This window comes from Bacillus sp. JJ1122, assembly GCF_036964885.1.
Lineage (GTDB): Bacteria > Bacillota > Bacilli > Bacillales > Cytobacillaceae > Mesobacillus.
Window position 1 is genome coordinate 80,783 of the sequence record NZ_JBALQL010000019.1, and the last position, 21,483, is coordinate 102,265.

Annotated in this window: 22 protein-coding genes, 1 tRNA gene, 1 pseudogene and 1 riboswitch; of the genes and pseudogenes, 18 read left to right on the plus strand and 6 right to left on the minus strand. The window is 40.6% G+C overall.

What is annotated here, in order from left to right; translation table 11 throughout:
* Positions 1-34: 34 nt before the first annotated feature.
* The 3 genes from V7201_RS11110 to V7201_RS11120 form a co-directional block, all read right to left on the minus strand.
* Entirely contained in the window at positions 35-457 is a 423-nt protein-coding gene (locus V7201_RS11110) for a GNAT family N-acetyltransferase (protein ID WP_335376797.1), read from the minus strand.
* A 6-nt stretch (positions 458-463) separates the two neighbouring features.
* Positions 464-973 (minus strand): YjcG family protein, encoded by a 510-nt coding sequence (locus tag V7201_RS11115; protein ID WP_335376798.1) that lies wholly within the window; start codon positions 971-973, stop codon positions 464-466.
* 136 nt (positions 974-1,109) lie between these two features.
* Positions 1,110-1,835 carry an alpha/beta hydrolase gene (locus V7201_RS11120; RefSeq protein ID WP_335376799.1) on the minus strand — a complete coding sequence of 242 codons (726 nt, stop codon included), beginning with the start codon at positions 1,833-1,835 and terminating at the stop codon, positions 1,110-1,112.
* Positions 1,836-2,047: 212 nt separating this feature from the next.
* Between V7201_RS11120 and V7201_RS11125 the strand changes: the two genes are divergently transcribed.
* The 3 genes from V7201_RS11125 (at position 2,048) to V7201_RS11135 (ending at position 5,709) form a co-directional block, all read left to right on the plus strand.
* Complete coding sequence (locus tag V7201_RS11125; protein ID WP_335376800.1) at positions 2,048-3,040, plus strand: TAXI family TRAP transporter solute-binding subunit; 993 nt, start codon at positions 2,048-2,050, stop codon at positions 3,038-3,040.
* Between the two features lie 196 nt (positions 3,041-3,236).
* Positions 3,237-3,767: a DUF1850 domain-containing protein gene (locus V7201_RS11130; protein ID WP_335376801.1), complete on the plus strand. Its 531-nt coding sequence runs from the start codon at positions 3,237-3,239 to the stop codon at positions 3,765-3,767.
* Positions 3,751-5,709 (plus strand): TRAP transporter permease, encoded by a 1,959-nt coding sequence (locus tag V7201_RS11135; protein WP_335376802.1) that lies wholly within the window; start codon positions 3,751-3,753, stop codon positions 5,707-5,709. Before V7201_RS11130 ends, V7201_RS11135 begins: the two co-directional genes overlap by 17 nt.
* A 37-nt stretch (positions 5,710-5,746) precedes the next feature.
* Here the strand turns inward: V7201_RS11135 and V7201_RS11140 are convergent, their stop codons facing one another.
* Entirely contained in the window at positions 5,747-5,968 is a 222-nt protein-coding gene (locus V7201_RS11140; RefSeq protein ID WP_335376803.1) for a hypothetical protein, read from the minus strand.
* Positions 5,969-6,099: 131 nt separating this feature from the next.
* On the opposite strand from V7201_RS11140, the gene V7201_RS11145 reads away from it, so the two are divergent.
* The 8 genes from V7201_RS11145 (at position 6,100) to V7201_RS11180 (ending at position 11,401) form a co-directional block, all read left to right on the plus strand.
* Positions 6,100-6,717, plus strand: a complete 618-nt coding sequence (locus tag V7201_RS11145) for an NUDIX hydrolase (RefSeq protein WP_335376804.1) — start codon at positions 6,100-6,102, stop codon at positions 6,715-6,717.
* Positions 6,718-6,730: 13 nt separating this feature from the next.
* Positions 6,731-7,216 carry a DinB family protein gene (locus V7201_RS11150; protein WP_335376805.1) on the plus strand — a complete coding sequence of 162 codons (486 nt, stop codon included), beginning with the start codon at positions 6,731-6,733 and terminating at the stop codon, positions 7,214-7,216.
* Positions 7,217-7,374: 158 nt separating this feature from the next.
* A tRNA-Val gene (locus V7201_RS11155) sits at positions 7,375-7,447 on the plus strand.
* Positions 7,448-7,596: 149 nt separating this feature from the next.
* Positions 7,597-7,704: riboswitch (TPP riboswitch) on the plus strand.
* A gap of 117 nt (positions 7,705-7,821) precedes the next feature.
* Entirely contained in the window at positions 7,822-8,814 is a 993-nt protein-coding gene (locus V7201_RS11160) for an ABC transporter substrate-binding protein (protein ID WP_335376806.1), read from the plus strand.
* Between the two features lie 14 nt (positions 8,815-8,828).
* On the plus strand, positions 8,829-9,119 hold the full coding sequence (locus tag V7201_RS11165; RefSeq protein ID WP_335376807.1) for a thiamine-binding protein: 291 nt from the start codon (positions 8,829-8,831) through the stop codon (positions 9,117-9,119).
* The gene (locus V7201_RS11170; RefSeq protein WP_335376808.1) at positions 9,119-9,880 is read left to right on the plus strand and encodes an ABC transporter permease; all 762 of its coding nucleotides are present in this window, start codon (positions 9,119-9,121) and stop codon (positions 9,878-9,880) included. The genes V7201_RS11165 and V7201_RS11170 overlap by 1 nt, the downstream gene beginning before the upstream one ends.
* A complete protein-coding gene (locus V7201_RS11175; RefSeq protein WP_335376809.1) occupies positions 9,880-10,638 on the plus strand; it encodes an ABC transporter ATP-binding protein in 759 nt (252 codons plus the stop codon). Before V7201_RS11170 ends, V7201_RS11175 begins: the two co-directional genes overlap by 1 nt.
* Positions 10,625-11,401: a TatD family hydrolase gene (locus V7201_RS11180; RefSeq protein WP_335376810.1), complete on the plus strand. Its 777-nt coding sequence runs from the start codon at positions 10,625-10,627 to the stop codon at positions 11,399-11,401. The genes V7201_RS11175 and V7201_RS11180 overlap by 14 nt, the downstream gene beginning before the upstream one ends.
* A 99-nt stretch (positions 11,402-11,500) precedes the next feature.
* Here V7201_RS11180 and V7201_RS11185 read toward each other — a convergent pair whose 3' ends face one another.
* Positions 11,501-12,388, minus strand: coding sequence for a LysR family transcriptional regulator (locus V7201_RS11185; RefSeq protein WP_335376811.1), 888 nt, complete (start codon positions 12,386-12,388; stop codon positions 11,501-11,503).
* Positions 12,389-12,662: 274 nt separating this feature from the next.
* Here V7201_RS11185 and V7201_RS11190 point away from each other — a divergent pair, with 274 nt between their 5' ends.
* The 3 genes from V7201_RS11190 to V7201_RS11200 all read left to right on the plus strand — a co-directional run bounded on the left by V7201_RS11190 (position 12,663) and on the right by V7201_RS11200 (position 15,148).
* Complete coding sequence (locus V7201_RS11190) at positions 12,663-13,877, plus strand: NAD(P)-dependent malic enzyme (RefSeq protein ID WP_335376812.1); 1,215 nt, start codon at positions 12,663-12,665, stop codon at positions 13,875-13,877.
* Between the two features lie 148 nt (positions 13,878-14,025).
* Positions 14,026-14,337 (plus strand): hypothetical protein, encoded by a 312-nt coding sequence (locus V7201_RS11195; RefSeq protein ID WP_335376813.1) that lies wholly within the window; start codon positions 14,026-14,028, stop codon positions 14,335-14,337.
* Between the two features lie 226 nt (positions 14,338-14,563).
* Positions 14,564-15,148: a YitT family protein gene (locus V7201_RS11200; RefSeq protein ID WP_335376814.1), complete on the plus strand. Its 585-nt coding sequence runs from the start codon at positions 14,564-14,566 to the stop codon at positions 15,146-15,148.
* Positions 15,149-15,188: 40 nt separating this feature from the next.
* On the opposite strand, the pseudogene V7201_RS11205 reads toward V7201_RS11200, so the two are convergent.
* Positions 15,189-16,082: pseudogene (locus V7201_RS11205) on the minus strand (glycerophosphodiester phosphodiesterase).
* Between the two features lie 364 nt (positions 16,083-16,446).
* Here V7201_RS11205 and V7201_RS11210 point away from each other — a divergent pair.
* Genes V7201_RS11210 through V7201_RS11225 form a run of 4 tightly spaced genes read left to right on the plus strand, consistent with a single transcriptional unit; the run spans position 16,447 to position 21,342 of the window.
* Positions 16,447-17,139, plus strand: coding sequence for a FadR/GntR family transcriptional regulator (locus tag V7201_RS11210; protein ID WP_335376815.1), 693 nt, complete (start codon positions 16,447-16,449; stop codon positions 17,137-17,139).
* Positions 17,140-17,186: 47 nt separating this feature from the next.
* Positions 17,187-18,512, plus strand: a complete 1,326-nt coding sequence (locus V7201_RS11215; protein ID WP_335376816.1) for an FAD-binding oxidoreductase — start codon at positions 17,187-17,189, stop codon at positions 18,510-18,512.
* 2 nt (positions 18,513-18,514) lie between these two features.
* Complete coding sequence (locus V7201_RS11220; RefSeq protein ID WP_335376817.1) at positions 18,515-19,873, plus strand: (Fe-S)-binding protein; 1,359 nt, start codon at positions 18,515-18,517, stop codon at positions 19,871-19,873.
* A complete protein-coding gene (locus tag V7201_RS11225) occupies positions 19,873-21,342 on the plus strand; it encodes an FAD-linked oxidase C-terminal domain-containing protein (protein WP_335376818.1) in 1,470 nt (489 codons plus the stop codon). Before V7201_RS11220 ends, V7201_RS11225 begins: the two co-directional genes overlap by 1 nt.
* Positions 21,343-21,483: the final 141 nt, after the last annotated feature.

The following is a 21,483-nucleotide window of genomic DNA, read 5'->3' on the forward strand; positions in this document are numbered from 1 at the left end:
TCGGGGCTGACCAAGGCGCTTACGCTTTTCTAAATTAGATTGTTTTTTTCATCGTCTTATGCGGAATGCCTGCATCAAGGAATTCTTCCGAAACCGTTTCATAGCCAAGTCTGCTGTAAAACGGTATAGCATGCGTCTGTGCATTTAATTTCAAAGTAGAAATGCCTTGTGTCTTAGCATACTCTTCAATTTTATTCATGACAGCGACCCCGGAACCTGTTTTGCGGTTTTCCTTTAGAACACAAATTCGTTCCACTTTACCGATTCCATCTAAAACTCTGAATCTTCCTGCGCCAGCCGCTTTTCCTTCATTATATAAAACAAAGTGTACAGCTTCGGATTCATGCTGGTCGATTTCTTCTTCTTCAGGTACGTTTTGTTCGTCGACAAACACCGTACGGCGAACATCAAAGGCATCTGCTAATTCTTGTTCTGTTTCTACGATTCTAACTTCCACTTATCATTATTCCTTTCCAAGACGAAATGTTTCATAAACTGTCCATGAACCGTTTTCAAGCTGGTACAGCAAGTGGATTCGGTCGGCTGTATCTTCGAAATTAATATCATTCATTCTCAAAGAACCATAAACATCAGAATGCTCATCATCTGACATCTTTTGTCCAATCGTAATATGAGGAACAAAATTGTATTCCTGATCCCCTTCGAAAGCAGTTTTAAGTTCAATATGGAGTTTTTCTAATTCTTCAGGTGAGTCCACTTTTAAATAAATAACGTTATTTACAGGCTTAAAAGAACCAATTTTATTGATCTTGATATCAACAGGGCCAAAATTCCTTGCAATCGTATAGATTTTATCTGCAATCTCCTTGATTTCTTCCTCGGTTGCCTCGAATGCAGCCTTCAGGGTCAAATGAGGCGGAATTAATGCGTAATGCGGGTCATAGCGTCTTCTTAATGAATTTGCATAATCCTGTACTTTTTTCGATGGAAAAATGACAATACCAAATTTCATCTCAATACCCCCGTTTCAAATGTGTGGTGTTATATAAATTATTGAAGTAAACGAATTAATGATTTGCCATTCATTATAACAAATTTTCTAAATATATAATATAAAGAAACATTTATTATATTATGTCCTATTAAAATCATGAAAACATCATTTTGACTGCTCTTTTTAGGTCAGGCTGCCAGTAGGTCCATGTGTGATCACCGGCAAATTCATCATAAAAATAAGAGTAACCCTTTTCCTTGAAAATTTTAGATAGTTTCCTGTTTGGAGTTAGAAAATCCTTTTCGCTCGATGAGGTTGTTTTCACTACTGTTTCTTTTTCCCCGACAGTATGATAGACATTCAACAGGGAAGGCTCACTGAAGTTTAATGCAGCAGACAATACGTGTTCATTCACAAATGGAGACTGCAGCAGCACTTTGCCGAACGTATGCGGATACTGCATGGCGGCGAGCAGTGAAACCGTTGCTGCCAGTGAATCACCAATCAATGCACGTCCCATTCCCATTTGGTATGTAGGGAATTCCTGATCCAGGTAAGGGACCAGCTCATGAGCGAGAAACCTTATGTAGGCTTGATGCTGTTCACCATCAGGGTGATATTTTCTTCTGCGGTCCTCAACAGATTGGTAGGGGATGCCTACTATGATGACGTTTTCAATTTCTTTCTGGCCTAAAAGTTCATCAGCAATACGCCCGATTCTTCCGAGCTGGAAATAATCTCGTCCATCCTGAGCAATCAGCAATGAGTATTTATATAAAGGAGAATAATTCGCTGGCAAATACACCAACATTGTCATTTCTTCTCCTAATTCCTTGCTTTTCAGTGTGATCTCTTGAATCTTGCCAATAGGAAAATCCATTTCAAAACCTCCAAATCCATCAGTCTACTCTGTATTCCTCTTTACATCACGATTTTAGCATATGTATTTATAAAAAGCCTATCTGGCAAACTATTTATTAGGGGAAAGATACTACTTAACTGGTTAGAAAGCAAGTAAGATGTTTGACAATTGTGTGAAGTCTTATGTTAAGATTATGGTGAGTAATTATAGAATAATAAGGGGGAAATCTGATGAAAAAAAGAAAGTTTCTTTTGTTCACCACATTTATGTTGGCGCTTTCTATGGTGCTATCGGCTTGTGGAGGCGGCTCTGATGAAAAGGGCGGCGACGGAAAATCAGCAGAAAAACCAAAATTCATGAGTATCCTTACTGGTGGGACAGGTGGTACATACTTCCCGTTAGGCGGCGCATTTGCTAAAATCGTTTCCGATGCTACTGGCATTGACACAAATGCTGAAACAACAGGTGCATCAGCGGAGAATATGCAGAGCATTAAGGATAACAAAGGTGAGATTGCTTTCACTCAAACAGACATCGCTTCTTATGCAACAGAAGGAAAGCTAATGTTTGATGGTAATAAAATTGACAACATCAAAGCAATCGGAACACTGTACCCTGAAACCATTCAAATTGTTACAACTGAAAAATCCGGAATCAAGACTGTAGATGATCTAAAAGGCAAAAAAGTTTCAATCGGTGCACCAGGTTCAGGTACTGCTGCGAATGCTGAGCAAATTCTTGAAGCTTACGGTATGTCTCTCGATGATATCCAAAAGCAGGATTTAAGCTTCGATGAGTCAGTAAGTGGAATTAAAGATGGCAATATTGACGCTGCGTTCGTTACGGCTGGACATCCAACTGCTGCTGTAGAAGAACTGTCGGCAACTGAAAAAGTTGTAATCGTTCCTGTGGATGCGGATAAGGCTGATAAGCTTATCGAAAAATATCCATACTATACAAAAGAGGAAGTTCCGAGCGGAACATACAAAATCGGCTCAGCAGTTCCAACTGTTGCAGTTCAGGCAATGCTTGTTGTAAAAGCGGACCTTCCAGATGAAGTTGTTTATGATATCACAAAGGCAATTTTTGAAAATCTTGACAAGGTACAACATGCTAAAGCGAAACAAATCAAGGCTGAAAATGCTTTAAATGGCGTTGGCATTGACGTCCACCCAGGTGCTAAAAAGTACTTTGATGAAAAAGGAATTAAAGCAGCGGAGTAATAGATTGACCATGACCGGACATAGTCCTTTAGGGGACTGTGCCCGGTCAATTCATATTCAGGAGGGTTCAGTACTCCGGTGAGATCCCCGAAAGCAATTGACCGAACCTCTTACGGTCTTTTTTATTGGCAGCTCATTCTACTTTCTTAGAATAAGGTTTTTTAGTTTAATCATTGGACAGGCGAGGGAGAATTATATGGAATTAAAAAAAAGAAACAAATTCTTCGTTCTGTTACTCCTCATCTTTTTGACCATAATCGCAATGTACATACCATATAAGCAAGCTCTTGTTTTTGTTCTGCCGGAACGAGATGAAATAGTCTGCTATGTACCGATGTCAGCAGGTGATACATTCAAGATAAAATATACACATTCCATCCATCTCACGGATGTAATAGAAAGCTATCAAATAACTAAGCATAATGAAATCCGCCAATATGAGTTGGAATATGAAGACTTTGCGATCGGTATGCCTTCGGAAGCTGCTAAAGGTGAACATTTTGAAATGAAGAATGGCAAATACTATATTAAGAATATGAACAGAACGTTTGAGAATTTCCTCCTTCGGGTCGGAAAGGTCCGGGCAAATCACACTTTTATCCAGGGGGATGTATCCTTTCCATTATCAGGGGCTATCGAACCAGGGGCGAGGGTAAGGATACAGGTAAAAAAAATTAATTTTATTCAACAAATGGAAGGAGTGAATATCCTTGAGCACAAAACATGAAACGCTTTCGCAGGAAGAACAGCAGGAGCTTCTGGAAAAATATGATCCCGAATCAGCATCAAGGAAACTTAAAGGCATAATGGGAATAATCGCTTTTGTATTATTGCTATCATTCTCACTGTTCCAGCTTTATACATCTATTTTTGGTATCTTAACTGCACAGCTGCAAAGATCAATCCATTTAGGCTTTGCGCTGGCATTGATTTTCATTTTATTTCCTGCACGAAAGAAAGACCGTATCAGTCATAAAGTTGCCTGGTACGATCTCATTTTGGCTATTATAGCAATTGCTGTTGGAGCTTATTGGCCATTAATGATCGATGAACTTGTTAACAGGGTTGGCAGACTTACACCAATGGATTTTTATATTGGACTCGCTGCTGTCCTACTCGTATTAGAGGCTACAAGAAGAACAGTTGGCCTGCCAATCACAATTATTGCTGTATTATTTATGGGTTATGCCCTATACGGACCTTACATGCCTGGCTTCCTTGCACACAGAGGATTGGAGCTTGAAAGTTTAATTCAGACTATGTTCTTTACAACTGAAGGGATTCTGGGAACCCCATTAGGAGTTTCCTCCACATTTATCTTCTTGTTCCTGCTGTTTGGAGCATTCCTTGTTAAAACTGGAGTTGGTCAATACTTTAATGATCTGGCTGTTTCCATTGCGGGTAAAAGAGTAGGCGGCCCTGCTAAAGTAGCGATTTTCTCAAGTGCACTTCAGGGAACAATCAGTGGAAGTTCTGTAGCGAATGTTGTAACATCTGGTTCATTTACGATTCCGATGATGAAAAAACTCGGTTACCGCAAGGAGTTTGCCGGCGCTGTTGAAGCAGCGGCATCAACTGGCGGCCAGCTGATGCCTCCAATCATGGGAGCTGCAGCTTTCCTGATGGTTGAATTCATTGGCGGAGGAATAACATACTGGGATATTGCAAAAGCAGCAGCTATTCCTGCCCTGCTTTATTTTACCGGGATTTGGATCATGACCCACTTTGAGGCGAAAAGGGTCGGCCTTCGAGGCTTGAGGGATGAAGAAATGCCGAACCGAAAAGAAGTACTGGCAAAAATTTATTTGCTGCTTCCGATTTTGGCTGTCATTATCCTTATGGTAAGCGGAATGAGTGTCATGAGAGCGGCACTTTGGAGTATTGTCATCACAGTACTTGTAAGTGCAATCAGGAAAGAAACGCGTATCGGATTCAGAGATATGATTGATGCTCTGGTCGATGGGGCACGTACCGCACTTGGAGTGGCGGCGGCAACTGCAGCTGCAGGTATTATTGTCGGTGTCGTAACCAAAACGGGTCTGGGCTTAAAACTTGCTAATGGTCTCCTTGATCTTGCAGGAGGACATTTGCTGCTTACCCTGGCGTTTACGATGGTTGCTTCACTCGTTCTTGGGATGGGTTCTCCTACAACAGCAAACTATGTCATTACTTCAACGATTGCGGCTCCAGCAATTATCCTTTTAGGAGTACCTGATTTGTCAGCACACTTGTTTGTGTTCTATTTCGGGATTATCGCTGATATAACTCCACCAGTAGCACTTGCTGCCTTTGCTGCGGCTGGTGTTTCAGGCGGAGAGCCAATCAAGACAGGTGTCAATTCGTCTAAACTGGCAATTGCTGCATTTATCATTCCTTACATGTTCGTATTGTCACCAGAATTGTTAATGATTGATACGACGTGGTATTACTTAATCTGGGTAGTATTCACTGCGCTCGCTGGAATGCTATTAATTGGTGCTGGAATTATTGGATTCTGGCTGAGGAAGTTGTTCTGGTATGAGAGAATAATCGGTGTAGTAAGCGGTTTGATGCTAATCTATCCGGAAAAAATTTCTGACATTATAGGTCTCGGTTCGTTCGTACTCATTATCGCTCTTCAATTATTGATTAAGCGAGACGATACACCTGAACCACGCCCTGCAAGCTGATTTCACGAAGAAGTCCTCATTTTGGGGGCTTCTTTTTTTAGCTTGTTTTTAAGTATTTATGTTTTTCTGGCATAACGGAAAGAATATTTTCTAACCTGAACATGCGGTTATCATTGCGCAGGAAACAAAATGCTTTGAAATAGCTTCCGTACAGTTCTTTCACAACGATTTTTCGATGTGTGATTTCGTTGTTTGCCGAAAGATAGATCATCTCGACTGGCTGATTCGTTTTAAGTGACTTTAAAAGAAGGTTATTCATGTCCCTCACTCCTTTATTATATATATTTATTATACCCGAACATTTGTTCTTTATTCAATAAAATAAGAACTAACGTTTGAGTTTTTTTAAGGGGGAAATGGTATAATTTTATAAAAATGGAGGTAAGTTTTATGGAAAGCGAATTACTGAGAATATTTGATGAACAAGGAAAGGAAATTGGCACAGCACCAAGGTCTGTAGTACATATAGAAGGACATTGGCATGAGACCTTTCATTGTTGGTTTACTGAGAGGATAGCAGGAGAGGACTTTATTTATTTCCAAATCCGCAGTTCTGTTAAAAAGGATTATCCAAATCTATTGGATATCACTGCTGCTGGCCATCTTTTAGCAAATGAAGATACAGTTGATGGTTTAAGGGAGGTTAAGGAAGAGCTGGGAATAGACATTGGGTTGGATGAGTTATTTTTCGTGGGGACAATCAAGGCTTCACTTGTTAGTTCAAATTTTATCGATAAAGAAATGTGCCATGTGTATGTGTATAACAAGCATGTCCCTTTAGAGAAATACAGCCTGCAAAAAGAGGAAGTCTCAGGAATAATAAGGACCAGTCTCGACGCTTTTGAAAAGCTCTGGTTTGGAGAAGTGAGGGAATTGGAGGCAGAGGGTTTTACACTAAATCCCGATGGTCAAAAGCAACCTCTGGTTTTGAAGGTAGTAAAAGATCAATTTGTCCCGCATGAGGATGAATATATTAATAGTGTGATCAAAGCAATAAGGGAGATTTAGAGGGGGATGCTGAATGAAAATGTTGTTTAACTACAATTGGGCAGTCCGGGATGATTGGTATAAGTGGTGTGAAGGGGTTAGTGAGGGAGAACTGCTCGCTGCACGGACAGGAGGAATGGGAGGTGTATTACAGACCCTTTTTCATATTATTGACGTGGAATGGAGCTGGATTCGCTTGCTTCAGGGAAAAGACGATTTCCAGGAGAACTTTGAGCTTTATAATACCTTGGATAAGGTGAAAAAATTGGATGCAAAATTTAAAGCTGAGGTAAAAGAGTTCGTTCTTGCCTGGAATGGTGAGATGGAAAACCGAATCTTACAGCTTCGAGAGTCAGATGGCAGCAGCGTTATCTTCACCTGGGGTGAGATTATGAGACATACCCTTGCACATGAAATTCACCACATTGGGCAAATTTCAGTCTGGGCAAGGGAGATTGGAAAGCAGCCAGTGACAGCGAACTTCATCGGGCGCGGTCTTTTTCAAAACGAGCAAGGTTAGTGCGATTTTTAATCGACTAAAATCAATTAAGCCGTCAACTAACTTAATGCGAAATGATTAGCGGATCGATAAGTCTGATTAGGAAAATTATATTGACATTAGAATCATTCCATTATATATTAATAAATGTCCTCGCTAATAAGGACAAACAGAATAACGATTCCTTAGCTCAGCTGGGAGAGCGCTACCTTGACAGGGTAGAGGTCGCTGGTTCGAACCCAGTAGGAATCATACTTGAGAAGCGTGAATTCCTATTAAAGGGATTCGCGTTTTTTTTTATAGAATTTTCATCTAGTCTGATACTTGATAACCATAAGATATTTTTATTTTCCTAGACGAATCAAAAAACTTTCTATATAGTAGAATTGACAATTGGAGAATTGGAAATGTAGGGGAGCCGGTGGTGCCGGCTGAGAAAGTGTCCATAGATGCTGACCCTTTAACCTGATCTGGTTAGTACCAGCGTAGGGAACATCTTCTGATAGACGTTTATCGTTTATTATGGATTTTTTCATGCGCTTGGGATTCCCCGAGCGCATTTTTCTGTTTGTTTAAGCCTTCCTTTCCACCTTCATTGTCAAGTAAATACAGGAAGAGGGAGAATCATGAAGAAATTATTGGTGTTGTTTTTCGGATTTTTATACATTTGGAGTCTTGCCGGCTGTTCATCGGATGAACCGACAGCCAAGGAAAAGGATTCATTGAAAAAGGTTTCAATCGTGCTTGACTGGACTCCGAATACGAATCATACAGGAATTTATGTTGCAAAGGAAAAAGGATACTTCAAGAAGCATGGACTGGATGTAGAAATTCTTTTACCTGGTGAAGCGGGAGCTGATCAGCTGGTCGCATCAGGGAAGGCAGAGTTTGGTGTAAGTTATCAGGAAGGAATTACTCAGGCTAGGATTCAGGGAATTCCACTCGTATCGCTGGCTGCTGTTATCCAGCATAACACCTCAGGCTTTGCATCACCGAAAGCTAAAAACATTGTTTCGCCAAAGGACTTTGCAGGCAAAACGTATGGAGGCTGGGGATCGCCCATTGAAAAAGAAGTGATCAGTTCATTAATGAAACAGGAAAATGCTGATGTAGAAAAAGTGAAAATTGTTAATATGGGGAACTCAGACTTTTTCACAGCGGTAAAACGGGATATTGATTTTGCCTGGATTTATTATGGTTGGACTGGTGTAGAAGCAGAGTTGAGAAATGAACCAATCAATATGGTGTATTTAACAGACTACTCGAAGAAGCTTGATTATTATACACCTGTCATAAGCACAAATGAAAAGATGGTCAAGAATGATCCGGAAACCATTAAGGCGTTCATGGAGGCACTCACAGAGGGATATCAATTTTCAATCGATCATCCGTCAGAAAGTGCCGATATCCTGATCAAGGCCGTACCTGATCTGGATAAAGAACTGGTTAAGAAAAGCCAGGAATGGCTTTCTCCAAAGTATCAGGATGATGCAGATCGCTGGGGAGAGCAAAAGCTGGAGGTTTGGAAGAATTACAGTGAATGGATGTTAGAAAACGGGCTTCTGGAGAAGGAATTGGATGCTAAAAAAGCCTTTACGAATGAATTTTTACCAGAATAAGGAGGGAACGGACAATGGCGAATGCACTTGTAAGTGTACAAATTATCCCAAAGGCTTCTTCAACAGAGGAAGTCATAAAATTGGTAGATGAGGCAATTAGTATTATTGATCAAACTGGAGTGAAATATGAAGTCCATCCTTTGGAAACAACGATGGAAGGTGAGCTTGAAACACTCTTATCGGTGATTGCTGAGATGAATAAAAAAATGGTTGAATTGGGTTCACCTAATGTTATTTCACAGGTGAAAATCCTGTATCAGCCAACTGGAATCACAATGAATACACTGACGGAGAAGTACCGCTAATGAAGTCAATCTGGAATAAGGGCTGGAGACCATTTTTGGTTCTCCTCCTTTTCTTTATGTTTTGGGAAGGAATCACCCGTTTTATGGAGATTCCTGAATGGCTGTTACCCGCCCCTTCTGTCATAGTAAAAGAAGCGATGGAGAGTTATTCATTATTTTTACCCGATGTCGGGGCAACACTAGAATTGGCAATTGCTGGGCTTTTGCTCGGGGCAGCGTTTGGTTTCCTGATTGCCATGATGCTTCACTTAGTTCCTGCACTTCAGAATGCTTTTTATCCATTATTAATTTTATCTCAGAATGTACCCATTATCGTTCTGGCTCCTCTATTGGTGATCTGGTTTGGATTCGGTTTTTTGCCGAAATTGCTCATTATTATTTTAGTTTGTTTCTTCCCGGTTACGATTGCTGCGTTAGATGGGTTTAAAAATGCCCCGGAGGATCTCAAGCATTACATGAAAATGTCAGGTGCCTCGGGAAGGCAAACCTTCACGAAGGTAGAGCTTCCAAATGCACTTCCGCCACTTTTTTCCGGATTGAAAATTGCAGCTACATACAGTGTTATGGGAGCTGTCATATCTGAATGGCTGGGAGCAGAAAAAGGAATTGGTGTATTCATGACCTTATCGTCATCTGCGTTTCGGACAGATCGTGTGTTCATTGCTATTTTCATTATCATTTTTTTCAGCATGCTGTTCTACAGTGTCATCGTGTTGATTGAAAAAAGAATCATTAAATGGCTGCCTGAGGGAGAGAAGTGATGAAAGCAAAAATTAATCTCGTAAATATCTCAAAATCTTTTAAGGAAACGGGCTTAGTACTCGATCATCTATCGTTACAAGTGAAAGAAGGCGAATTTGTTTCCATCCTAGGTCCGTCGGGAAGCGGAAAAAGCACTATTTTTCAATGTATCGGCGGTCTGGTTCAGCCTGAACAAGGAGAACTTTTTCTTGATGATCGAAAGATAAATGGGGAGACAGGGAACATCGCCTATATGCCCCAGCAGCCGGCACTTTTACCTTGGAGGTCTGTATTGGCTAATGTACTGCTTGGACAGGAGCTATTCCAAAAGCCGGATGAAGAGGAAGCGGAAAAATGGTTAGCAAAAGTAGGCTTATCACAATACGCCAAGGCTTATCCGAATCAGCTTTCGGGTGGGATGAAGCAGAGAGTGGCATTTTTAAGAGCGCTCCTAAGCCCAAAATCTGTTTTGCTGCTCGATGAGCCATTTTCTGCATTAGATGAGTTCACCCGATTTGATATGCAAAAGTGGCTGTTATCAATATGGGAAGAGGAGCGGAAATCGGTTCTTTTTATTACCCACAATATTGAAGAGGCCCTCTTTTTATCTGACCGAATCTATCTTTTATCCCCGCGGCCAGCCAGAATCATAATGGAAATTGTGGTGCCATTTCAGCGACCAAGAAGGGAACATCTGATCATGGAGGAAGAATTTCTCGAGCTGAAAAGACAGATATATGACCAGTTAAAAGCGGGGGGATTGCATGAAAATATTTGATTCCCACATCCATTTTGATCAATATGAAGAAAGTGATAAAGATTTAATCATAAAAAGTTTAGAAACAAATAATGTTGAGGGTTTGATTACTGTTTCGATGAATCTTCCGTCGTGCAAAGAAAATTTGAGGGTGGCATTAAATAACTCTAAAGTTCATCCAGCATTTGGCTACCATCCAGAACAGCCTTTGCCTTCTGAAGCAGAACTGGATAAACTGTTAAAATGGATTAACGACAACCAAGAATATATGGTCGCGGTTGGCGAGGTCGGCCTGCCTTATTATCTTCGGTCCAGAGAGAAAAGCGGGAATTTCCCTTATAAAGGGTATGTAGAAGTATTGGAACGATTTATTCTTCTAGCAAAAAAAATTAACAAACCGATTATTCTGCATGCAGTTTACGAGGATGCTTCAGTGGTTTGTGATTTACTGGAGAAGCACAGTATCGTTAAGGCTCATTTTCATTGGTTCAAGGGTGATCGAAAGACCATCGAAAGAATGGCAGAAAATAAATATGTGGTATCGTTTACACCTGATATCCTTTATGAAGAAGAGACGCGAGAAGTGGTAAAAGCATATCCGTTGCATTTAACCATGGCAGAAACAGATGGGCCGTGGCCTTTTGTTGGAATTTTTCATCAGAAAATGACTCAGCCTACGATGATTCACGATGTCATGAAAGAAATCTCTGCAATTAAACAAATCGCAATCGAAGAAGTATATTCTACTATTTTCAATAAAGTGAAGCAGTTCTATCAGATATAAGGAAGTGCCCGGTCATGCATTTTGATGTCCGGGCATTTTTAAATGAAAAATTATTGCTAGAGCTGACCCCATTATTTCTCCTTCCATAATTAATCCATTTCAGATAACCAGAAACTGTTGTGATGTAGAGATGAATTCCCGTACAGCGAAGCTTAGGTATTTATCTTTTTTCCAGATAAGACCTAGTTCTAGATCGACAGCTGATTTTTGAAAGGGAAGGACTGAAATTTCCTTATTATTAATATTCTCGCAAATCTTGCTGGGCAAAAGGGCTATTCCCATTTTTCCCTCGACCATTCCGAGCAAAAAATCCTTCTGAGAGCTTTCACATACAATATTAGGCTGGAAGTTGTTTTTCGAACATTCTTCTATAATTAGGTCATAAAGTGTGAAGTCTTTTCGATATAAAATAAATGGTTCATTTTTTAATTGTGAAAAATGAACTTCTTTTTTTGATGCTAAAGCATGGTCACGATGAACGATTAACATCAGCGGATCCTTTATGACATTGATGATTTCAAAACTGCTGCCTTGAGCAGGCAGTGTGCAGATAAGACCGATATCCAGTGAGCCTTCCTCTACCCCCTGCTTTATTTTTTTTGTACCCACCTCCGTCAGGGTTATTTTAACGAGAGGGTATTTCTCTTTGTATTGGCTGATTAACTTTGAAAAAAAGGCTGCGCCAACAATTGGAGGAATGCCAATTCGTATTTCACCGCTTTTAAGATCCATCAGGTCAGTTAATTCCAGAGTCAGGTTTTTGAATGCCTCTAATACTTTTTTAGCGTTCATTAATACAGCTTTTCCTGCATCCGTTAATTCAAGCTGCTTCGAAGAACGGTAAAATAAAGGCACTCCTAGTTCTCCTTCTAAATTTTTGATCGCTTTACTAATGGAAGGCTGCGAAACGTGAAGCGTCTGTGAGGCCTTTGTAAAGCTTAATTGCTCCGCGACTTCGGAAAAGTACTCCAAATGACGTATGTCCATATAACTTCACCTCCTGAATCGAATAAAGACACGTTTTATATTTACAATATTCTAACATTTTAAAGAAAATCGAGTCGTCCGTCTATAGATTGGGCATGTTATTTTATAAACTTCAGGCGGCTTTATAGCCAAAACGCATAAAGAATATAGAAAATATGTATTTTATTTATAAAGTGAAACCATTATATAATGAACTAAATTTAGAAGGATTCCTGTGAAGTAATAATACTGAAAATTATTAATTTTTCGGTAAATTAGAAAAGGAGATGTTAGAATGAGTAATTTACAGAAAGAATCTCTGTTGCTGCATGAAAAATTTAAAGGGAAATTATCCGTGGATGTGAAAATGCCTTTAAATAATATGAAGGATTTAAGTTTAGCCTATTCTCCAGGTGTTGCTGAACCATGCAAGCAGATTCATGCTCATCCGGAAAAAGTCTATGATTATACAATTAAAGGGAACTTAATTGCCGTTATATCGGACGGTACCTCTGTGCTTGGTCTGGGAGACATTGGACCAGAAGCCGCTATGCCAGTAATGGAAGGGAAGGCCGCACTATTTAAAGCCTTCGCAGGGATTGATGCGATCCCTATTTGCCTTGATACGAAAGATCCTGAAGAAATAATAATGACAGTTAAATTGCTTCAGCCCACATTTGGAGGAATTAATTTAGAAGATATCGCCTCACCGAATTGTTTTTACATTGAAGAGACGCTAAAAAAAGAAATGAACATTCCTGTATTTCATGACGACCAGCATGGGACCGCAATCGTAACTGCTGCGGGTTTAGTGAACTCCCTGAAACTGGTTAATAAAAAGATCGATGAAATTAAGGTAGTAATTAACGGGGCTGGTGCGGCGGGAATCGCCATTATTAAGCTATTAAGGAATATGGGCGTGAACAATTTAATTATGTGCGATACAAAGGGAGCAATTTATGAAGGCAGACAGGAAGGGATGAATTCACTGAAGGAATCCGTTTCAAAAATGACTAATCAAAATATGCTGAAGGGACAGCTGTCAGATGTGATAGCAGGTGCTGATGTGTTTATCGGCGTCTCATCAGCCGGAGCACTGACAAAGGAAATGGTACGAAAGATGTCTCAGGATGCCATCATCTTTGCTATGGCAAATCCAGTACCGGAAATCATGCCAGTGGAAGCAAAGGAAGCAGGAGCCAGAATTGTTGGAACAGGACGTTCGGATCTGCCTAACCAGGTGAACAATGTCCTGGCGTTTCCCGGCATATTCAGGGGTGCTTTAGATGTGTTCGCTACCGATATTAATGATGAGATGAAGGCTGCAGCAGTGAATGCGATTGCTGGTTTAATAGAGAGTGATGAATTGTCAGAGGATTATGTAATACCAGGCCCATTAGACAGCAGAGTAGTTTCAGCTGTAAGAGAGGCGGTTGCGAGGGCTGCCCAGGAAACAGGTGTGGCGCGTAAAGAGATATACCGCAGTGATTTAGTAAACATCCAGGGGTAGAGCATTTCATTTCACGAGCTTAATAGTATGGTCTGACTTAGGAAAACAAGCTGGTAATTCCAGATTGATTTTTGCCTTGGGGGAAGCATTCATTACATCATTCAGAAATGCTTTGATTTCCTTTATAAGGAGTAAAAAGGAAGGGAGAATGGATCAGATGAAAGTACATGAAGTGATAGACACGAAGGAAGTGCTTCCTGGAGAATTCATTGAAAATTTCCTTGTAATTTATGAAGAAGTTGAAAATAAACAGATTGATATAAGGAATAATTATTTCATTGTAAAAGATCGTTTTATACAAAAAAGCATCACTCTTTTCAGAGGAAGTACGTATTCTACTTTGCAAAAAATCAAAGCATATCCAATCGATTGTATGGATGAAAGAACGATTCGAGAAACGATTTTAAAAGACTATCCATCGTTATTTAAAGAGGATCAATTAACAAATAAAGCAGTGTAAAAAGAAGAATTAGCATTGAATAAAAGGTGTTTTCCAATATGGGAAACGCCTTTTTGTACGGAAGTATAAATGAGATAAAAAGAGTTCCCTTCCTAAATGCAGCTATTTTCATAAGGGACGATATAAAAGAAGTACTTATTCAGCCTCTGGAAAAATAAGTGTGATGGATGCTCAGAAAATAAAATAGAATATAGTATCCACAGGCACGCAGGGGGGAGAAGGGGAATTGGCAGGAAAAATAATGACAATAACCATTGCAAGTATTTTAATTGGAATCGGGATTAACGGTTTTATTATACCTTCTCATTTAATAAATGGAGGCATATGGGGCATCAGTCTGTTGCTTAATTATATATGGGGCTGGAAACTGGCAGTTATATTTACCTGTCTCAATGTCCCTATTTACTTCATAGCCATCTATTACGATTTACATTATTTCTTTTATGGCTTAATTGGTACGTTCATTTCCGCAATTATCATCAGCCTTTTACATCCACTGAATGGGTTATTCCACCTTCCGTTCCTTTTAAATATTTGTTTAGGAGGGATTTTTGTTGGATGCGGAGTAGGCCTTATGTTAAGAATTCATGCAAGCCCAGGAGGTCTGGATTTACTCGCGTTAATGGCATCTAAGTTTTTCTCAGTTAACGTAGGGTTGATCATCCTCTTGGTAGATAGTTTTATCGTTCTAAGCGGGGTTGTTATTTTTAAAGATTTAACTTTTCTTTATTCTCTTGTAATAGTTGCGTTTGTAGGGTCTATTGCATTACTGCTGACTTCGATAAAGTCCATATCGATCTCCACCCATTGAAAAAACACAGGATAGGTGGTCCCTATCCTGTGTTTTCGCCTTACTGTCTATTTTCCCTTAGAACCTCTTGAAGCCTGTCTGGAAAGTTTGTAAACATTCCTGTTACACCCCAATCCAGGAGCTTGCGCATATCTTATTTTTGATTAACGGTGTATGGGTGAATGAGTAAATCATGCTCGCGAACTTTTTGCACATACGCTTCATCAATTTTGTCGAAATTCATTCCAAGCCCAATGCTGTATTTTTTGTATTCCTCTAATTCATTGTCTGTAATGGCGGCTGTTTCGTCATACCACAATAATTGTACTAGCGGGATATCAGGATTTAAGGCATGGACTTTTTTTAGGCTTTCCGGACTGAATGATTGAATCAATACTTTGCTAGAAGGAACATTTGTACCGGTTAACTTATATTCTTTCAGTATTTTTAATAACTTTTCTTCCATTCCAGGATAGACTTCTGGTGATTTCGTTTCAATATAATAGTGTTCACCTTTCCCGAATTTTTGGAGAATCTCCTCAAGAGTTGGCACTTTCAGGCCAGCGTATTCTTCTTTTGCGTATGAAGGGTATTTTTCATTGAACCAAGAGCCAGCATCCAGCTGCTTGATTTCTTCAAGGGTATAGTCTTTGACAAGTCCTGTGCCATTGGTTGTGCGGTCTAATGTTTCATCATGCATGGCGATGAGTTCACCATCTTTAGTCATTTGAAGGTCGATTTCAATGTAATCGCCTTTCATAGCCTCTCCTAATTCATATGAAAGAAGGGTATGTTCAGGGGCGTATCCTGAAGCGCCTCGATGGGCAACATTTAGAATTTTTTTATCTGTTAATGCAGGGTGACTTGTACCGGCAGCTTGCACTTGTCCAACCATTCCTGCACCAGCCCCAAACAGGGCAGCTGACATCATAATATTTCTGAAAATTGGCTTCATGTAAATTCCCCTTTCAAATGATCTTCACTATTAGACTAATTCCCAAAGATTAAGAGAATATAAATTAACCGTTAAGATAAGTTAAGAGTTTGTATTTGAAAACAGGTAAGGTATCCAGAGTAAGAAAACCCTATAAATTAGACCAGAAAGGGAGCGTGCTAGAGAGGAAATCAAAACTAATTTACTTGCAAGAAAGTTACGAAAACATACAAAAGAAAGAAAAAAGTTATATTAAAAAACTGATTAATTTGATTTTTGAATATTTTCAAACTATTTACTTGATAAATATCCACTTCGATGTTTAAAATAAAGGTAAGTTTTCACTTATCAGATATGTGATATCTGAAAAGAAAGGGGGGGTTTTGTGAAAATCGAACGAATTTCAACGAAAAAAGTATCTGAATCAGTAACAGAACAAATCGAGAAACTGATTGAAGTCGGAACATTCCTGCCCGGTGAGAAACTTCCTTCCGTCCGTGAGCTTTGCGATATGTTCGGTGTAGGACGTTCTGCTGTCAGGGATGCAATCACTACCCTTAAAGGGAAAGGGGCAGTGACAGTGAAGCAGGGAGAAGGTACTTACATATGTAAGTTTGACTCTGGAAAACTCTTTAACAACCATATCCTGCTGCCAAGCTCAAAAGATATCAGTCAGCTTTTTCAAGTCAGAAAGCTTCTTGAACCAGGGATTGCTGAAATAGCCGCGAAAAATCGGTCAGAGAAAGATTTGAAGCTGATGGAAGGGCTCCTTTATGGAAAGGAAGATAATAGCTGGGAGGCTGATTATAACTTTCATCTGGCAATAGCCAAAGCAGCAGGGAATGAGATACTGGTCCAGCTCCTCGAATTCATCTCAGCTTCGATGAAAAAGACGATGATTGGATTTCATCAATGTATTGAAGAGGATCGTATCGTTTTTGAAGAAATCACTCGTCAGCACTCCCAGATTTTCCGGATGATTCAAAACAAAGAGTGCGCACAAGCAAAGCAAATGATGGAAGAACACTTGGAATATGTAGAGGATTTGCTAAAAACCAGTTCGGTGTTAAATGTCTAATAACAAATTAATTTTGTTTCTTGCTAAGAAACAGTTGGAGGGCTGCTATGATAACCGCCGGGATTTTAACGGAACTGAAATCTTTTTTTCCTGAAGCTCAAATTTTAGAAGAAGGTTTTGAAGCGAATGCTTTTGGCAATGGGGGTTCGATTACAGTATTCCCTAATACTGAAGAGGAGATTGCAAGTCTTTTAAAATATGCAAATGAAACAAATAAAACGATAAATGTGATTGGCTGTGGCACGAAAAGAGGATTTGGAGTAACGGAAGAAGGAGCCGATATCCTTATATCAATGGCAGACTATAAAGGAATTGTCGAACATGTACCAGGCGATATGACGCTTACTGTCAAACCTGGCAGCACCTTTAAAGAGCTTCAGGATTATCTGCAGGAGTTTAACCAAAGAATAGCACTTGATCCGTTTTTACCTGCCCAAGCAACGATTGGAGGAATTATTGCTGCAAATGAAAGCGGTCCCAAGCGTCTTGGTTATGGTTCTGCACGTGATGCGGTAATCGGGCTGAGGATAGTTTATCCTGACGGAAAAGTAATTCGATCCGGTGGAAAAGTAGTGAAAAATGTTGCTGGCTATGACATGAACAAACTTTATATTGGTGCGATGGGGTCTCTTGGAGTCATTTCCGAGATCTCTTTGAAATTGAGGCCGATAACAAAAGATGAAAGCCTGTTGTTGATAAAATTCACTGACGGAAGCCTGGAAAAGGCAAAGGCCTTTGCTGTTCAGCTTTTGGATACGGTGGTTGAGCCTGTTGCTCTCGAACTGATGAATCCTTCATTATCAGAAAAACTTTTAAATGAAAGGGTATTCACTCTTGCAATAGGCTTTGAAGATGTTGAAAGCTCCGTTAAATACCAGGAGGAATTCGTCCGGAAGATACAGCCGCCAGGTACCAAGCTGGACATTCTTCAGAAGCAGGCAGCAAGATCATTTTGGAATGATTTTTATGGGAATGTGCCAAATGGGGCTCTACCTATTAATGGAAATGCTATAGAAGCAACCTTGAAAATAGGAACCGTTAATATGGATGTGATCGAGGTACTGAAAGAGTGCGAGTCATTACAGGATTCCCATAACCTCCTGATTGAAGCTCATGGAGGGCTGGGACATGGATTATCACAGGTGGTGCTGCGGGGAGCAGAAGCAGACGTGCTATCCGCCATCAGCCTATTAAGGGAAAAAGCAGCACTCCAGAGCGGTTACGTCGTTGTTAAGCATTTGCCACTAGCTTTACGCAAGAAAGTCGATGTTTGGGGAGAAAAGCCAGCTTACCAGTTTTTATTAGAAGGAATAAAAGCAAAAGTCGATCCAAATCGAGTCCTGAATCCTGGACGTTTTGTGGGAGGGATATAATTGTGAGTTTAAGAGAGTTAGATTTGAAGCAGGAACCAACTTGCACATCCAACAGTTTAAGCAATTATCTCTGGAGCGATCCACCGGATGAAAATAAATGGGCAGATTGCGTCCATTGCGGAATGTGTCTTGAATCATGTCCAACCTATGAACTTACTGGTCAGGAGCAGCATTCCCCACGTGGAAGAGTCCATCTGATCAAATCGGTGGCAGAAGGAAAGCTGACGGTCAACGAGCAATTCATGGATCCGGTATTTGCATGTCTTGACTGCCGTGCTTGTACTACTGCCTGCCCAGCAGATGTAAATGTGGGCGGTTTGATTGAAGAAGCTCGTGGGCAAATTCGTCAGGCAATGCCATTAACAGGCTGGAAAGGAGCAGTGAATAAACTCTTCCTTCAGGAATTATTTCCACATCAAAATCGACTGAATTCATTAGGCAGCCTGCTGAAATTTTACCAAAAGAGCGGCATGCAGAAGGCAGTCAGAAAAACAGGACTGATCAACATCATGCCTAAGCACCTTGTTGAGATGGAAGCAATCATGCCAGAAGTCAATGAACCTGTTCGAAAAAAATATAAGAATGTGGACGTAATCAAAGCTAAATCGGAAACTAAGAATGAAGTAGCGATGCTTACTGGCTGCGTAATGGATGTCATGTTCAGCGATGTGAATGAAGCAACCATTAATGTTTTGACTCGTAATGGCAATGATGTCATCATTCCGCGAAATCAAACATGCTGCGGGGCACTGCATGTCCATGCAGGTGACAGGGAAACAGGAAGGAAGCTTGCCAAGAAAAACATTGAAGCTTTCAAGGATGCTGATAAAATCATAGTCAATGCAGCCGGGTGCGGCAGTATGCTGAAGGAATACCATGAATTGTTCCGTGATGATCCTGAGTGGCATGACAAAGCTGTAGAATTCTCCGAAAAGGTAGAAGATATTTCTAAATACCTTCACGACACCGGATATGAAAAGCCTAAAGCAGAAATGAAGGTCAGGATGACCTATCATGATGCCTGCCACCTTGCACACGGTCAGGGAATACGACAGGAGCCTCGTGATATTCTCCTTGATATCCCTGGAGTAGAAATGGTCCATATGCCAAACTCCGACCGCTGCTGCGGAAGCGCAGGGATCTATAACATAACAAACCCCGGTATGGCAGGTGCCATCCTTGATAGCAAGATGGAAAATGTTCCGGAAGATGTTGAAATGATTTCAATGGGGAATCCAGGTTGTATGCTTCAGATGGCCGTTGGCGTACAAAAGCACGGAAGAAACCAAAAAGTTGTGCATACGATTCAGCTGCTTGACTGGGCATATCAAAAAGAAGACAGCCTGAAGGAGGGAAAGTAATGGCTCGCAAAGGCATGCAAACGAAGGATCCACACATTTTAAATCTCGCTAAGATCGTCGGTGATGATCCAGTCCGAAAGTCAATCCTTTATCAGAAGGAAGACCTTCTGGCTTACGATTGCGATGGCTTTACCATCCATAAACATTTGCCAAAGGTAGTCGTTTTTCCTAAAAATACAGCTGAAGTAGCAGCGATCGTTAAATACTGCCATGAAAATGACTTGCCATTTCTGGCAAGGGGAGCTGGCACTGGACTGAGCGGCGGAGCGATTCCGCTGAACAGCGAGGTAATCATTAGCATGGTCCGCATGAAAAAGCTTTTAAGCGTGGATTTTGAGAATAGAAGAGCAGTTGTTGAACCTGGTTTTGTCAACCTTAAGCTCACCAACTCTATTTCAGATAAGGGCTATTACTACGCTCCGGACCCTTCAAGCCAATATTGCTGCACGATTGGCGGGAACGTAGCTGAAAATGCCGGCGGGGCGCATTGCCTGAAATATGGGGTAACGACAAACCATATTCTTGGTTTAGAGGTCGTCATGCCGAATGGGGACATAATCGAAATAGGGAAAAACGGAGTTCCGGACTTGCCAGGATATGATCTGCTGGGATTATTGACTGGATCAGAAGGAACGTTGGGAATTGTGACGAAAATTACCGTGAGGATTTTAAAAAATCCAGAAGGCAAGCAGACAGTACTGGCCTATTTTGACAAGGTAGCTGACGGCAGCAAAGCCGTGTCAGATATCATTTCAGCTGGAATTGTACCAGCTGCACTTGAAATGATGGATAAAACGGCGATTGAAGGCGTGGAGGCAGCAGCATTTCCAGTTGGGCATCCCCAAGATATTGAAGCGGTGCTCCTGATTGAAGTTGACGGTATTGCCGCCGGGATTGATGAGCAAATCAACCAGATTCTTGAGGTCTGCAATAATAATAATGTCCGAGAAGTAAAAGCTGCACAGAGTGAACAAGAACGGGCGAGATGGTGGGCAAACCGCAAAACAGGCTTCGGTGCAATGGGAGCAATTTCACCTGACTATTTAGTTCAGGACGGGGTCATCCCAAGGAGCAGGCTGCCGGAAGTGCTAAAGCGGATCAATGAAATCAGTGATGAATTCGGACTCCGCATCGCCAATATTTTTCATGCTGGGGATGGAAATCTTCACCCATTGGTTCTATTTGATGCCCGAAAACCAGGTGAAATCGAAAAGGCCCTCGAGGCAGGCAGCTTATGTCTTAAGGTGTGTGCTGATGTTGGAGGCACCATAACCGGAGAGCATGGAGTGGGCATTGAAAAACGAGAAGAAATGCGTTTTGTGTTCACTGATGAAGAAATCTTGGCACAAACAGAAATCCGGCAAGTCTTTAACTCGAAAAATCTTTTGAATGCTGGAAAACTATTTCCGTCACCGGGGCGCTGTGCTGAGGTTAAGAAGGAAATTGCTGCAGCTTCATCTATTGGATGAGCGGTAAATAAATAGAAAAAAATTTAGTTAAATTATTTGAAAATTCTTTTAGAAGCATGGTATGATTTTTTTAAAGAATATTTGAAACAGCGTTTTGTAATAAGAAACAAATTTGCGACACTGCTAATCTTGGCTAATAAA

What these genes read in the sequence shown, in the direction of transcription:
- V7201_RS11130 (WP_335376801.1), top strand. Translation starts at nt 3,237, where the DNA reads ATGGAATTAAAAAAAAGAAACAAATTCTTCGTTCTGTTACTCCTCATC.
- V7201_RS11120 (WP_335376799.1), bottom strand. Translation starts at nt 1,835, where the DNA reads ATGGATTTTCCTATTGGCAAGATTCAAGAGATCACACTGAAAAGCAAG.
- V7201_RS11225 (WP_335376818.1), top strand. Translation starts at nt 19,873, where the DNA reads ATGGCTCGCAAAGGCATGCAAACGAAGGATCCACACATTTTAAATCTC.
- V7201_RS11170 (WP_335376808.1), top strand. Translation starts at nt 9,119, where the DNA reads ATGAAGTCAATCTGGAATAAGGGCTGGAGACCATTTTTGGTTCTCCTC.
- V7201_RS11215 (WP_335376816.1), top strand. Translation starts at nt 17,187, where the DNA reads ATGATAACCGCCGGGATTTTAACGGAACTGAAATCTTTTTTTCCTGAA.
- V7201_RS11175 (WP_335376809.1), top strand. Translation starts at nt 9,880, where the DNA reads ATGAAAGCAAAAATTAATCTCGTAAATATCTCAAAATCTTTTAAGGAA.
- V7201_RS11125 (WP_335376800.1), top strand. Translation starts at nt 2,048, where the DNA reads ATGAAAAAAAGAAAGTTTCTTTTGTTCACCACATTTATGTTGGCGCTT.
- V7201_RS11195 (WP_335376813.1), top strand. Translation starts at nt 14,026, where the DNA reads ATGGATCAGATGAAAGTACATGAAGTGATAGACACGAAGGAAGTGCTT.
- V7201_RS11140 (WP_335376803.1), bottom strand. Translation starts at nt 5,968, where the DNA reads ATGAATAACCTTCTTTTAAAGTCACTTAAAACGAATCAGCCAGTCGAG.
- V7201_RS11160 (WP_335376806.1), top strand. Translation starts at nt 7,822, where the DNA reads ATGAAGAAATTATTGGTGTTGTTTTTCGGATTTTTATACATTTGGAGT.
- V7201_RS11145 (WP_335376804.1), top strand. Translation starts at nt 6,100, where the DNA reads ATGGAAAGCGAATTACTGAGAATATTTGATGAACAAGGAAAGGAAATT.
- V7201_RS11165 (WP_335376807.1), top strand. Translation starts at nt 8,829, where the DNA reads ATGGCGAATGCACTTGTAAGTGTACAAATTATCCCAAAGGCTTCTTCA.
- V7201_RS11185 (WP_335376811.1), bottom strand. Translation starts at nt 12,388, where the DNA reads ATGGACATACGTCATTTGGAGTACTTTTCCGAAGTCGCGGAGCAATTA.
- V7201_RS11115 (WP_335376798.1), bottom strand. Translation starts at nt 973, where the DNA reads ATGAAATTTGGTATTGTCATTTTTCCATCGAAAAAAGTACAGGATTAT.
- V7201_RS11180 (WP_335376810.1), top strand. Translation starts at nt 10,625, where the DNA reads ATGAAAATATTTGATTCCCACATCCATTTTGATCAATATGAAGAAAGT.
- V7201_RS11150 (WP_335376805.1), top strand. Translation starts at nt 6,731, where the DNA reads ATGAAAATGTTGTTTAACTACAATTGGGCAGTCCGGGATGATTGGTAT.
- V7201_RS11190 (WP_335376812.1), top strand. Translation starts at nt 12,663, where the DNA reads ATGAGTAATTTACAGAAAGAATCTCTGTTGCTGCATGAAAAATTTAAA.